Here is a 12,744-nt window from a genome sequence, read left to right as displayed (position 1 = left end):
GAAATATAATATAGATGAGCTTTGCGCGGAGCAATGTGTTCAAAATCTTTATCTTAGCAAGGCTAACCAATGCAGCCTACGATGCCAGGTTGCTCAAAATGTCCATGAATTTAGCAAATCCCCATCTTTGTCATACTGCTCCGTCAATTCCGGCATGGCATGCCCACACCGGTTCATTAGCGCTTGCTGTCCGGTGGGATAGTACAATTTCCTGTACCTGCCGTTTGTTTCGTACTCCGTCCAAATGCCAGTCCGGTAGCCCATCCAATAGGTTCCTTCCGCTAGTTTTTCACCGGTCTTGTAGTGGTGCTGCACGAAGGGGCCGTTCAAAAAACCGTTAACGAGATAAGTGCTATTACCTGGGTCACTTACGGTGTAGGCTCTTGACTGGACATACCGCAATTCCCTGCTGAGGGTGCCATCTGTATTGAAGAAAATGCTGGTCCCGGACAGGCGCCCGTGCTTGTAATGCTCCATGCTTTTTATGTTGCCGGACTGGGCAAAAACCGTTTTCCAGCCATGCTGCAGGTTGTTGGCATAGGGTGTGTATTCAAAGCCACCTGTTCTGTAAAAGCGGGTCTTGGAAAGCAAATTTCCATCGGAGCTGTACATTTCTTCATGCTCCAGCTGCCCATCATAAAAATACTGCCATACCCCTTTTCGTTTACCATCTGTGTAGGTGCCGCTTAGCCTGACCTGCCCTTCCTCATCAAAAATTTGAAGAGTAGAAGTATCAGCTGGAATATCCGGATACGTTTTGGTTTCCAAGATTGCACCCGCCTTGTTAAAAAACGTCCATTTGCCCACTCTCATGCCACGAAAATAAGCACCTTCTGCCAATGGGCTGTAGCTGCTGGAGTCCCTGCCTGATTTAAGGAGGTAGTACCCGTGCCTGAACCGGATGGGGTAAAGTGGGGGCTCGCTGTCATACCACAGCTCAACCTGTGCAATGTGCTTGCGCTTTTGCCCAAGGGAATCTGTAAATGCTGCAACCATTGTTCTTCTTTCATCACTGTTGTACGCATACCTGACCTGCCCTTCCACTTCATGCATTTCTTTTAGCAAAAGCCGGCCACCGTGGTATACTTTGCGCTCGGTAACGAAGTTGTCTTCTTCCGCTTCACGATAAATGCGATATTCGCCATGAAGCGCCCCCTTCCGGTAGGCAATTTCACTTCTCTTGATCTTCTTTTCGAAATAGTCACGCCTGCTGTAGTGCACCCATTCGCCATGAGGCTCTCCAGCCAAAAAGTGCCCTTTGGCAACAAGCCTGCCATCACCGGTGATGTGTTTGCTTCCCGAAAATTTATTTTCCCGTACCGATTCGTAAGCCTCCAATACGTCAAGATAAGTGTTGCCTAACGGGCTGAGGGACCGGGAACAGGCCTGATTGTTCCCTGCTTTAATCCGTGCCGACAAAAAATCGCAAACTGTTGCCCCATAGTGCAAGCTATCCTTTGTCGTACTGAAAACCAGCCAAACTTCGCCCGGATATAACTTTTGTCCGCCTGCTGTGGTGCCCCCTCCCGTATTTAAAAAAATGGTATCCGCCGGGCTGCCTCTAAATCTTCTTTTCACCACAGCAACGCTCTCGAAGCTATGCCCTCTTTTGTAAGTCTCCAGCACCTCACAAGTGAAGATATGATGGTTTTTGGGGTCGTGGTTAAGCAATTCCGTAATGGAGAAATATTCCCCGGCGCATGAGCCGGGCAGGCTTACCGGATTGGCAAGGAGGATAATCGCCAGTATGGCTTGTGAAAGCTTCATTTATGAGGTATTAACTTGAGGTTGCTGCACCTCAGGTGTTAAGATACAAAACCCCTTCATGATTCATAAAGGTGCTGTCCCTCCGGTTCAGGTCCAGCGGCCCTCCATCGACATTCGTAGCAGGTCGCCCCATTGCCTGGAAAATACAGGCCGTAGCCGCAAAGTCCCAGATGCTCCCGCCGCCTTGCTCCTTTTTGGGGAACTTGAGCATACAGGCCGGCCCATTTTCAAGCACGCGTATGGCATTCAGCACCGCACCTCCACCGGAGATTTCCTGCACACCGCTTAACCCGGATTTTTCCACCTGCTGCTGCAAAAACTGCTGGATTTCAGCTGCCCGGGGCGTATCCTTCAATGGACGATCGGTCACGTAGGTCAGGTGGTCGTTGGTGTTTTGGATGGCCCAGGGCGTGTTGTTTTTCCAGGCCCCTTCGCCACGTATGGCGTGGTAGAGGGTATTGGTGCTGGGGTCAACCACCACACCAATATGGGGCGTCCCGTCTTTGCCAACCAAGGCAATGGATACGGAAAAACCGGGCTGCTTCCGGATAAAAGGCAGCGTGCCGTCCATGGGGTCAACGCACCAGAAAAAGTCTTTTTCAAACCGGCTCCCATCATCTTCGGTCTCTTCTGATAAAAGCGCCAGGCCAAATGCCTCACAAGTAGGCAGGAGGCAGGAAAGAATAGTGGCTTCAGCGGCTTTATCTACAGCGGTGACTACCTGAGAGGCATAACTCTCGCCGCCCTGCTTTTCCTCCACCGGTACCTCTTCACCAATTGCCTTTTGGATGACCTGACCGGCAGCGATTGCAGCCTCTGTGGCGACTTGGGTAAGTTGCGAAAGGTTCATGGTGTAAGGCTTTTAATCACTGCTGCAGTGACGCGCTCGCTGTAGCTGTTGATTTTCCAGTGGCCAGGGCTCCACCCTTTCAGAAAACGGTGGAAATCTGCCCAGGCGACCCGGTACAAGGGCCGCCACTCTTTTTCCAGTGCGTCATTGGGCTGTTCAAGTGCGGCTTGCAAATGGTCAAAGTACGTATCCAGAATTTGCCCTTCCAGGCGCTCGCATTCACGTTCGTCCAGGCAGCTTCCAATAAAATACGCCACGTCTTTCATCCCACAGCCACCACCCACATACTGGAAGTCGACGCCCGACACCTTACCGTCCCCGGCAAAGCAAAAGTTGGCCAGCTTCGCATCCCCATGCACAAAGGTTTTGAATTGGCAGGCATTTAGCTTTTCGTCGATGAGGGGAGCCGCTTCCTTCAGCGCCTGATCGTCCAGCGCTTCCAGTTCCTGAGGGCGGGTACCCAGATGCCAGTAGGTGCCGGTTTCCCAGAGCCCGTCCGGTGTCTTTCCCAGGTAACTGGCGTGAAATTGAGCCAGCCATTGCAGGCAGGCATTGATTTCCTCCCAGGAGGCCGCTTGTTTGCGCAGGGCGTACCCGGCTCCGTCCAGATCCTCGAGCACCATCAGGACTTCATCGCCCCGCCTGCCAATGGCGAGGCAGTGGGGAAGGCGGGCCGCACTATGCTCACTGTAGGTGTCGTACCACCGGGTTTCCACCTGATAGGATTTTACTTTGCGTTGGTGCCCCAAATCAGTATTCCACCCCCGGGGATGGTTTTGCTGCGCCGGGAGTTGGACATGCTTGACAACGACACTTTTAACGGCCGCATCTGCTAATTTAATGCGTAGAATTTTACCATAGCCGCTCCATAAGGCTTGCAGGGTTTCCTGCTCCTTTAATGCCGATGCACCGGTCTTTTGCTGAATGATTGATAGAAAGTAGGGATCCATAGAGCGGTAATATAAAGAGGATGCTACAAATGAACTTTACCCTGCGTAAGGAAACCTGCTTTTCTAACCTCATAGCATTTGGTGGAGCAGCCCATGCACAATTAAAACAGGGTGTTAACCCCGCTCATGTATCGTCCCCGAACGGTGCTTCAGGAAGCCCCCCTGCCGCCTGCTAAAGTACGCCCGGATTTCTGCCAGCACGGACAACGCAATTTCTTCCGGCGACAGCGCTCCGATGTCCAGGCCTACCGGGCTGTGGAGGCGTTCCTCATCGGGTTCGGAAAGCGTGATGCCTTCTTCCGCCAGTTCATCCAGCATTTTGTTGGTCCGCTTGCGGGGGCCGAGCATACCGATGTAGGGCACCTCCGTTTGCAGCAGCCGCCGAAGGTTGTTCAGGTCGGTTTTATAATCGTGCGCCATGAGGATGCAGGCCGTGTATTCGTCCACTTCCACCGGGTCCTCCTTGGCTTTAACTTCGTCGGCCTGTTGAAAGACGGAGCGGCTTAGCTTGTGCGGATTGGCATAGACCGTCACGTGGCGGCCCAGGTCTTTGGCGAGTTGGACCATGGGGAAAACATCGTAATTGCCGCCAAAGAGTAGCAGGCGGATCGTAGGCGTCAGGAATTCAATGAATGCGCTGACGGAGCCACCATTCTCCAACTCATAATGCCCGGTGACAGACTTTTGCCGGTCCAGGGCGGTTTCCACATCTTCCTGCAAGGCCTCTACCGGAGCGCCTTCCGGCAAAACCGCTTTTAGTTGTTCAGTACTTTCGTACCGGAACATACGGCCCGGGTACAAAGCCTCCGGTCCATCCTCGTTATGCGATATCGTGATTAGAATGTTAGGCTGCCGCTTGTCTGTGCACCGCCGCAGCACCTCCAGTGCGTTATCCGGCTCGTCTTTGAGCGGGGCAATGAGTACATCAATGATCCCATTGCAGCCCAGCCCCACCCCAATCGACTGCGCGTCATCATCGGTGGTATCGTAGGTGACCAGAGAGGGTTTATCCTGAAACATCGCCAGTTGAGCTTTGCGCAAAGCGTCCCCCTCCAGGCAGCCTCCGCTGATGCCTCCAATCCAGTTGCCATCTTCCATGACCAGCATTCGGGCACCGGCACGGCGGTAGGAAGACCCCTCCACACGTACGACCGTAGCGAGGGCCAGCTTTTGGTTGCGGTCCAGTTCGTCATAGGTTTTGATAATCGACTTGATTTCTTTCATAGCGGAAATGCGGCACAGTTTTAAGGTTCATAAATGCTAACAAATAAGCATTGTACTTAGGTTTTTCTTTTGTAAATTTTAAGAGGTGTGCAAAAAACAAATTTTTATTCTTAGTTATTTGCTAAAATAGTACTTAAATTTATAACTTTAGAGTCCTTGTAAAAGGATGAACCGATAAACGACAAACACACCCATGCATCTTAAAGGATCACACCAATTCAATGCGCCTGCGCACCAAATTTTCAAAATGCTGATGGACGCGGACACGCTTGCGCGGATCACGCCGGGCGTTTCTGAGCTCGAAGCAACCGGGCAGGATACTTATAAGGCGATCGCCAACGTCAAAATGGGCCCTGTTAGCGGTTCCTTTTCAGGTAACCTGGAAGTAGCCGAAAAGCACGAGCCGGAAAGCTTTGTCCTCAAGATTCAGCAAAACAGCAAAATCGGTAACGTCGCCGCAGATGTGAAAATCGACTTGGAAGAGACCAGTTCGGAAACGACCCGGCTTTCTTTTGATGGCAAGGCCCGTCTGTCCGGTCTGCTCGCCCGCACCGGGCAGCGCGTCCTCTCCGGCGTAGCCAATACCTTGAGCAAACAGTTTTTTAAAGCACTGGAGGAAGAGCTGGAAAACCTGGCCCATCAGCCTGCCTGATGGCACACAAGCTCTGAACCACCGGATATATTTCCAATTGATCAAAAACTCAGAATACCCTATGCCAACTAAAATCACCATGACCGTCAATGGGCAGTCTGTTACGAAGGAAGTAGAAGCACGTACTCTTTTGGTGCACTTCCTCCGCGACAACCTGCAGTTGACCGGTACCCACGTGGGCTGCGATACCAGCAATTGTGGTGCCTGTACGATCCTCGTTGATGGCAATGCTGTCAAATCCTGCACCATGCTTGCCGTTCAGGCGGATGGCTCAGAAGTGACGACCATCGAAGGGCTTTCGCAAAATGGCGAAATGCACCCGCTTCAGGAAGGCTTCCGTGAAGAACATGGCTTGCAGTGTGGCTTCTGCACGCCGGGCATGATCATGGCTGCTGTCGCTTTACTGGACCGCAACCCTAATCCTTCCGAGCAGGAAATCCGCGAAGGGCTGGAGGGCAACTTCTGCCGCTGCACTGGCTATCACAATATCGTACGCTCCATTCAATATGCTGCCAAAAAAATTAACGAACCGAAAAAAGCTGTCGCATCATGACCAATTATATAGGCAAGGCCGTCAAGCGCGTAGAGGATAAGCGTTTCCTCACAGGCAAAGGCCGCTACACCGATGATATTGTGCTGCCGGGCATGCTGTACGCTTATATTGTACGCAGCCCCTACGCACACGCCAAAATTAATAATATAGACACGAGCCGTGCTGAAAAGATGGACGGTGTTGTCAAAATTTATACCGGAAAAGATATTGCCGAGTCCGGCATCAATGGCATCCCAACCGGCTGGCAGGTCAATTTCAAAAATGGCGATACCATGAAGGAGCCGCCCCACCCCCTACTGGTTGCCGACAAGGCCCGGTATATGGGCGACGGCGTGGCTGTGGTGATCGCAGAAAGCAGAGAAGAAGCCCGGGATGCTGCTGACGAAATCGATATCGACTGGGAAGAGCTTCCCGCTGTAGCCAGTGCCAAAAAGGCTACTGAGGACGGCGCCCCTCTCGTACACGACGAAGCGCCCAACAACAAGTGCTTCGACTGGGAACTGGGCAACCCTAAGGAAGAGGTCGATAAGGCAATGAAGCAGGCGCATCATATCACCACCCTAGAGTTCACCAATCAGCGGGTGGTCCCGAATGCGATGGAAACGCGGGCTGCTATCGGGCAGTACGAAGAAGCGACCGGAAAGTATACCCTGTATACCACCTCACAAAACCCACACCTGACCCGGCTGCTGCTTTGTGCTTTCGTGCTGGGCATCCCCGAGCACCGTGTCCGCGTGGTGGCGCCGGATGTAGGTGGCGGCTTTGGCAGCAAAATCTTTCACTACGCCGAGGAGGCATTGATGATCTGGTGTTCCGAGCGTCTGAAGCGCCCGGTAAAGTGGACTTCCGACCGCAGCGAAGCGTTTATGACGGATGCGCACGGGCGTGACCATATTTCCAAAGCCGAAATGGGCTTCGATAAAGAGGGTAATGTGTTGGCGTTGCGGGTCAAAACCCACGCTAATCTGGGCGCCTACCTGTCTACGTTTGCACCTTGTGTGCCTACCTGGCTGCACGGCACCCTCTTGCAGGGGCTGTATGTCACTCCCAAAATCAATGTGGACGTAACCGGTGTCTTTACCAATACTGTAATGGTAGACGCCTACCGGGGCGCCGGCCGGCCGGAAGCGACCTACCTATTGGAGCGCCTGATGGATACGGCTGCTCTGGAGATGGATATGGACCCTGCCGAACTCCGCCTGAAGAACTTTATCCCTCCCTTTGATGGGGTAGAACAGCCGGGCTATCAGACACAGGTCGCCCTGCAATACGATAGCGGTAATTACCATGCGGTGCTTAAGCGTGCCCTGGAGATGGTCGGTTACGAAAAATTCCGCAAGGAGCAGGCGGAAGCCCGCAAGGAAGGCAAGCTGCTGGGCATCGGGTTTTCCACCTATATTGAAGCCTGCGGTATTGCGCCATCGGCAGTAGTGGGTGCCCTCGGCGCCCGGGCCGGCCTGTACGAAGTCGGTCAGGTACGCGTGCAGCCAACCGGTAAAGTCAGCGTGTTTACCGGAGCTCATTCCCACGGGCAGGGGCACGAAACGACCTTCGCACAAGTGGTGGCTGACCGCCTGGGCATTCCGCTGGATGACGTGGAAATTATACATGGCGATTCCGATTCGGTAGCCTTCGGTATGGGCACTTACGGGTCGCGTAGCTTGGCAGTTGGAGGCAGTGCTATCGTGAAGAGCCTGGATAAGATCATCGAGAAAGGAGCCAAGATAGCCGCCCACAAACTGGAGGCTTCCGAGGAAGACCTGGAATTTGCAGAAGGCAAATGGACGGTAAAGGGTACTGACAAGAGTATTGCCTTTGGGGATGTAGCCCTGACCGCTTACGTGCCTCACGACTATCCGGAAGGAGTAGAACCGGGCATGGACTTCTCCAGCTTCTACGATCCGGCCAACTTTACCTACCCTTACGGTGCCCACGTAGCGATTGTAGAGGTCGACAAGGATACCGGCCATACGAAACTCAAGCGCTTCATTGCAGTGGATGATGTAGGCAACGTCATCAATCCTATGATCGTGGATGGGCAAATACACGGCGGGCTGGCGCAGGGTATTGGACAGGCCCTCTTCGAAGGCGCAATGTATGATGAAGACGGACAGCTCATCAATGGCTCCTATATGGATTACACTATGCCACGGGCGGACGATCTGCCAAGTTTTGAGATCGACCGCACGGTGACGCCCTGCCCACACAATCCACTGGGTGTGAAAGGCGCCGGGGAGGCGGGCTGTATCGGGTCCACGCCGGCTGTGGTCAACGCTGTGATGGATGCTCTCCGGCCGTTCGGTATCAAGAAAGACCTGGAGATGCCACTGACGCCCGAGCGCGTATGGCGGCACATGCAGAGTTAACCTATACGCAATACGAAGTGGTTTGCAACATCGGAGCAAGCCACTTCTCAGCGTGAATGCTGACATTCAGTAGGTTTGCTGTGGCAAACCACTTAATCGTCAGTATATTGTCAGACTTTCAAACTTAACAACAACCATGGTAACCAATAAATTTGATTACATCCGCGCCGAGTCCGTTGACGACGCCATCACCCTGATGGTCAAGCACGGCATGGATGCCAAACTGCTGGCAGGGGGGCACAGCCTCATTCCTGCCATGAAGCTGCGGCTCAATGCGCCCGGCGTACTTATCGATATCCGAAAAATTCAGGAGCTACGCTACATCAAGAAGGATGGCAATAAACTGGTCATAGGTGCTGGTGCCACCCACCACGATATCGCGACTTCCGAACTGGCGCACCAAACCTACAGTATGTTGCCGGAAGCTGCCGACCTTATCGGTGATCAGCAGGTGCGCAACATAGGGACAATTGGGGGCAGCCTGGCCCACGCGGACCCTGCCGCCGACTGGCCCGGGGTGATGATTGCTGCCGGGGCTTCCGTCCACCTCAAGGGGCCGGATGGAGAGCGCAGTGTGCCCGCTGAGGACTTCTTCACCGGATTCTACATGACCGAACTGCAGGAGAATGAGCTGCTGACGGCAATCAGCATCCCTTTGCCACCGGAAGGTACACGAAGTGCTTATAAGAAGTTTATGCAGCCGGCCTCTCGCTTTGCAATTGTTGGTGCGGCTGCAGCCGTGACGGTCAAAGGTGGGAAGATAGAGCGCGTCAAGGTCGGCATCAACGGCCTGGCGGATGCCGCTTTTGCAGCCGGCAATATCGAAAAAGCCCTGGTGGGCAAGGAGCCTACGGAAGCCAATATCGATGCTGCCGTGGAAGGCACAGGAGCGGATGCAATGGTCATGGCAGACCACTTTGCCTCCGAAGAATATCGTTTACATTTGGCGAAAGTCTATGCCAAACGGGCATTGATGGCCGCTACGCAATAGCCACTTTTCAGAGTAGTGTATGAAACTTGAATGATTGGAGACTGCCGGGTGGTGATGCCGCCCGGCAGTACTGTTTAACTGAACCTTTCCACGCCGTTATGATCAAAAACGAGGGCTTACAGCACATTCAGCAAATGCTATACGAGCAGGGCTATATCACAGAGCCTTCTATCGTAATGTCCGTATTTCTGGCCAAGGAACTGCGCAAGCCCCTTCTTATTGAAGGGCCGGCCGGCGTAGGCAAAACGGAAATAGCCAAAGTGATGAGCCGGGCGCTGAATACCGACCTCATCCGCCTGCAGTGCTACGAAGGGCTCGATGCCACCCACGCCATTTACGAATGGAATTATCAGCAGCAGCTGCTCCACCTTAAGGTGGATGAGCATAGCGGAAAAACGCTGGAGGAAAAAGAACGCGATATCTTCAGCGAACGCTTTCTGCTCAAGCGCCCCCTGCTTCAAGCCATCACCCACCACAAAGCCCCGGTCTTGCTGATTGATGAGATTGACCGGGCTGATGAGGAATTTGAGAGTTTCCTGCTCGAAGTCCTCTCCGACTGGCAGATCAGCATCCCGGAAATTGGGACCATCAAAGCCAGCCATATCCCGCAGGTAATCGTTACCAGCAACCGGGTGCGGGAACTTTCGCAAGCCCTGCGCCGCCGCTGCCTTTACCTCTACATTTCTTATCCTGAATTTGAAAAGGAACTGCAGATTGTGCGCAGCAAAGTACCGGGCATAGATGATGACCTGAGCCGGCAGATTTGCGCCTTTATGCAGGAGGTCCGTCAAATGCGCCTGGAGAAAGTGCCCGGCATCGCTGAAACCCTGGACTGGGCCATGGCCCTCTCCGCGCTCCACATTGACCACCTCGATAAAAGCATTGTGGAGTCCACCCTTGGTATTGTCCTCAAGGACTGGCAGGATATCCGGCATGCTCAGGATTCCCTGTCGGAGTTATTTGAGAAGGTGGGAGCGATTTCGAAACTGGAAGACCTGTAAAGGTGTGGCGTCTCCACACAATGAAGGCAGGACTGTAGAAGGATGTAGATCGGTGTTTTAAAGAGCCATAATAGGGAGGCAGTTGCACTGTATTTCCTCAGTATCAGCTAACAAGCCACTAATGACTGAAAAAATAAGCCACCCCTGCGTCTGCTGCCAGGCAATTATTGGTATTTAGACCGGATAGGGAGTTGCAGAACGCACAAAAATTGTATTTTAGCCCAAAATCAAGTTAGTTATGAAATATATCGTTGTTATCGCACTCTTATTGGGCGCATCCATCCACCTTCAGGCACAAGCTGTCGGCAAAGCCCAGGTGAATGCGGTAGCGGAAGATTTGATTGCTACCTATCAGCTGACAGAAGCACAGGAGGCCGGGGCGTATACTATTGCAGAACGGCGCCTTCGGAATCAATCGGAAATAGCCCACCTTGCCTCTTCCGACCAAAAGCTCTACCTGCAAAAGAAAAATGCAATCCGAGAAGGAGAAATCGTCTCTCTTGAGCGGCTGCTCAATCAGGAACAACTCCCTATTCTGAGGGAACAGATGATCGAACGGCGAAAAAAAGAGTCGGAGCTGATCAAAAAAATGAAAGCCCAGGGCGCTACACGTGAGGAAATACAACTCGCAGTCTGGGAAATGGAATAAAAAATAAGCGGTTCGTCAAGGGCCGCTTTTTTTATTTGCCAACAACTATTCTTCGCTTATTGATGTAATATTAGCGGTGCCGTAAAATAATATGTATCATCAAACAGGGTCTTCCCAACATAATCCCTGATTTCAATGACCCTCTTCAGCAGAATACCTACGAACAGGATTTGCTGTCTTGTGTTTTACCTGTACGGTTACCTTTTTACATGACACCATAATAACTATAAAGCATTAATGGATCCTTTAAAAACGAAATTCAACGAAAAAGCGACCGCTCTGCGGACTGAAATTCGTGCTATGCTCAAAGAGCATGGCAACAAGAAATTTGACGAAGTCACCCTGAAACAGATTTATGGTGGTGCCCGCGGTATCAAAACCATGATTTGGGAAACCTCACAGCTTGACCCCATTGAAGGGATCAGGTTCCGGGGTTATTCCATCCCTGAACTTCGGGAGGTGCTCCCCAAAGGCCCGGACGGCAAAGAGCCTCGCCCTGAAGGCTTGTTCTGGCTGATGTTGGTTGGTGAAATCCCAACGGAGCAGGAGGTGAAGTGGCTGACTGAGCAGTGGCTGACCCGCAGCCATGTGCCGGAGCACACCTTTAAGGTGCTGGACAGCTTACCTGTGAATACCCACCCAATGACGCAGTTTTCTCTCGCTATTGCTTCCATGCAAACCGAGAGCTGCTTTGCCCGCCGTTATGATGAGGGTATCGATAAGGCAGACTACTGGGATCCGACTTACGAAGATACGATGAACCTCATCGCCCGGTTGCCGCGCATTGCGGCTTACATCTACCGCCGTACTTATCACAATGGTGATCACATCTCGCCTGATGTTTCTCAGGACTGGTCCGGCAACTTTGCCCACATGCTGGGTATTGAGGGGGATGACTTCAAAAACCTGATGCGGCTTTACCTGACGATCCACGCTGACCACGAAGGTGGAAATGCTTCTGCCCATGCCACACACCTGGTAGGGTCCACCCTTAGCGATGCTTACTACTCTCTCGCAGGAGGTATGAATGCTTTGGCTGGCCCATTGCATGGCTTGGCGAATCAGGAAGTCATCCGCTGGATTTTCAAGATGCTGGATGCACTGGGTACCAAGTCGCCTTCCAAGGAGCAAATCGCTGACTACGTGAATAGCACACTCTCCTCGGGGCAGGTGATTCCTGGATATGGGCATGCTGTATTGCGGCAGCCAGACCCCCGCTTCATGGCGCAGAAGCGCTTTGCGGAAGAATACATCAAGGACGATGAGGTGGTAAAGGTGGTCTGGAAAATATTTGATGTGGTGCCGCCAATCCTGGAAAGCCTGGGCAAGGTGAAGAACCCATGGCCTAATGTGGATGCTCACTCTGGTGCCCTGCTGGTGCATTACGGGTTGAAGGAATACAGCTTCTACACCGTCCTGTTCGGCGTGTCGCGTGCATTGGGCGTACTATCTGCTCTATGCTGGTCCCGTGCACTGGGCTTCCCACTGGAACGGCCAAAATCCGTTACCACAGAATGGGTGAAAAGCACGCTTGCTAAAATGGAGCAGGAAGCTTAAACGGACTTGAAAAAAGGCAGTTGTCTGACAGGGCAGCTGCCTTTTTCAGTTCCTTGGGGCCAGCTCCGTTCAAACTTCCCGGCTATAAAATTCTTTATTCCTAAAATTCCTTTATTTTTGACCGCGCCGGGTATTCCCCCTACCGCTGAGTAGGTGCAGCCTGGCAGTAAAAAACGAAAATAAC

Annotated in this window: 11 protein-coding genes; 7 read left to right on the top strand and 4 right to left on the bottom strand. The window is 52.6% G+C overall.

Annotated elements, in window-relative coordinates:
- Window positions 1-93: 93 nt before the first annotated feature.
- The 4 genes from IX84_RS06940 to IX84_RS06925 all read right to left on the bottom strand — a co-directional run bounded on the left by IX84_RS06940 (window position 94) and on the right by IX84_RS06925 (window position 4,791).
- Window positions 94-1,767, bottom strand: a complete 1,674-nt coding sequence (locus IX84_RS06940) for a toxin-antitoxin system YwqK family antitoxin (protein ID WP_044218009.1) — start codon at window positions 1,765-1,767, stop codon at window positions 94-96.
- A 31-nt stretch (window positions 1,768-1,798) separates the two neighbouring features.
- Window positions 1,799-2,617 (bottom strand): 3'(2'),5'-bisphosphate nucleotidase CysQ family protein, encoded by an 819-nt coding sequence (locus IX84_RS06935; protein WP_044218008.1) that lies wholly within the window; start codon window positions 2,615-2,617, stop codon window positions 1,799-1,801.
- Window positions 2,614-3,567 (bottom strand): phosphotransferase, encoded by a 954-nt coding sequence (locus IX84_RS06930; protein WP_044218005.1) that lies wholly within the window; start codon window positions 3,565-3,567, stop codon window positions 2,614-2,616. The genes IX84_RS06935 and IX84_RS06930 overlap by 4 nt, the downstream gene beginning before the upstream one ends.
- 114 nt (window positions 3,568-3,681) lie before the next feature.
- Complete coding sequence (locus IX84_RS06925; RefSeq protein ID WP_044218002.1) at window positions 3,682-4,791, bottom strand: XdhC family protein; 1,110 nt, start codon at window positions 4,789-4,791, stop codon at window positions 3,682-3,684.
- Between the two features lie 193 nt (window positions 4,792-4,984).
- On the opposite strand from IX84_RS06925, the gene IX84_RS06920 reads away from it, so the two are divergent.
- The 7 genes from IX84_RS06920 (at window position 4,985) to IX84_RS06890 (ending at window position 12,560) form a co-directional block, all read left to right on the top strand.
- Window positions 4,985-5,443, top strand: a complete 459-nt coding sequence (locus IX84_RS06920) for a CoxG family protein (RefSeq protein WP_072013645.1) — start codon at window positions 4,985-4,987, stop codon at window positions 5,441-5,443.
- Window positions 5,444-5,504: 61 nt separating this feature from the next.
- Window positions 5,505-5,996, top strand: a complete 492-nt coding sequence (locus tag IX84_RS06915) for a (2Fe-2S)-binding protein (RefSeq protein ID WP_044218000.1) — start codon at window positions 5,505-5,507, stop codon at window positions 5,994-5,996.
- A complete protein-coding gene (locus tag IX84_RS06910; RefSeq protein WP_044217997.1) occupies window positions 5,993-8,362 on the top strand; it encodes a xanthine dehydrogenase family protein molybdopterin-binding subunit in 2,370 nt (789 codons plus the stop codon). Before IX84_RS06915 ends, IX84_RS06910 begins: the two co-directional genes overlap by 4 nt.
- 136 nt (window positions 8,363-8,498) lie before the next feature.
- Window positions 8,499-9,353 (top strand): FAD binding domain-containing protein, encoded by an 855-nt coding sequence (locus IX84_RS06905; protein WP_044217994.1) that lies wholly within the window; start codon window positions 8,499-8,501, stop codon window positions 9,351-9,353.
- Window positions 9,354-9,451: 98 nt separating this feature from the next.
- Entirely contained in the window at window positions 9,452-10,354 is a 903-nt protein-coding gene (locus IX84_RS06900) for an AAA family ATPase (protein ID WP_044217992.1), read from the top strand.
- A gap of 238 nt (window positions 10,355-10,592) precedes the next feature.
- The gene (locus IX84_RS06895; protein ID WP_044217989.1) at window positions 10,593-11,003 is read left to right on the top strand and encodes a hypothetical protein; all 411 of its coding nucleotides are present in this window, start codon (window positions 10,593-10,595) and stop codon (window positions 11,001-11,003) included.
- A 237-nt stretch (window positions 11,004-11,240) separates the two neighbouring features.
- Window positions 11,241-12,560 (top strand): citrate (Si)-synthase, encoded by a 1,320-nt coding sequence (locus IX84_RS06890; RefSeq protein WP_044217986.1) that lies wholly within the window; start codon window positions 11,241-11,243, stop codon window positions 12,558-12,560.
- Window positions 12,561-12,744: the final 184 nt, after the last annotated feature.

The organism is Phaeodactylibacter xiamenensis, from assembly GCF_000759025.1.
Classification (GTDB): domain Bacteria; phylum Bacteroidota; class Bacteroidia; order Chitinophagales; family Saprospiraceae; genus Phaeodactylibacter; species Phaeodactylibacter xiamenensis.
This window is presented reverse-complemented; position numbering and strand designations above follow the sequence as displayed.

Coding starts and splice junctions, on each gene's coding strand:
- IX84_RS06940 (WP_044218009.1), bottom strand. CDS start 1,767: ATGAAGCTTTCACAAGCCATACTGGCGATTATCCTCCTTGCCAATCCG.
- IX84_RS06935 (WP_044218008.1), bottom strand. CDS start 2,617: ATGAACCTTTCGCAACTTACCCAAGTCGCCACAGAGGCTGCAATCGCT.
- IX84_RS06930 (WP_044218005.1), bottom strand. CDS start 3,567: ATGGATCCCTACTTTCTATCAATCATTCAGCAAAAGACCGGTGCATCG.
- IX84_RS06925 (WP_044218002.1), bottom strand. CDS start 4,791: ATGAAAGAAATCAAGTCGATTATCAAAACCTATGACGAACTGGACCGC.
- IX84_RS06920 (WP_072013645.1), top strand. CDS start 4,985: ATGCATCTTAAAGGATCACACCAATTCAATGCGCCTGCGCACCAAATT.
- IX84_RS06915 (WP_044218000.1), top strand. CDS start 5,505: ATGCCAACTAAAATCACCATGACCGTCAATGGGCAGTCTGTTACGAAG.
- IX84_RS06910 (WP_044217997.1), top strand. CDS start 5,993: ATGACCAATTATATAGGCAAGGCCGTCAAGCGCGTAGAGGATAAGCGT.
- IX84_RS06905 (WP_044217994.1), top strand. CDS start 8,499: ATGGTAACCAATAAATTTGATTACATCCGCGCCGAGTCCGTTGACGAC.
- IX84_RS06900 (WP_044217992.1), top strand. CDS start 9,452: ATGATCAAAAACGAGGGCTTACAGCACATTCAGCAAATGCTATACGAG.
- IX84_RS06895 (WP_044217989.1), top strand. CDS start 10,593: ATGAAATATATCGTTGTTATCGCACTCTTATTGGGCGCATCCATCCAC.
- IX84_RS06890 (WP_044217986.1), top strand. CDS start 11,241: ATGGATCCTTTAAAAACGAAATTCAACGAAAAAGCGACCGCTCTGCGG.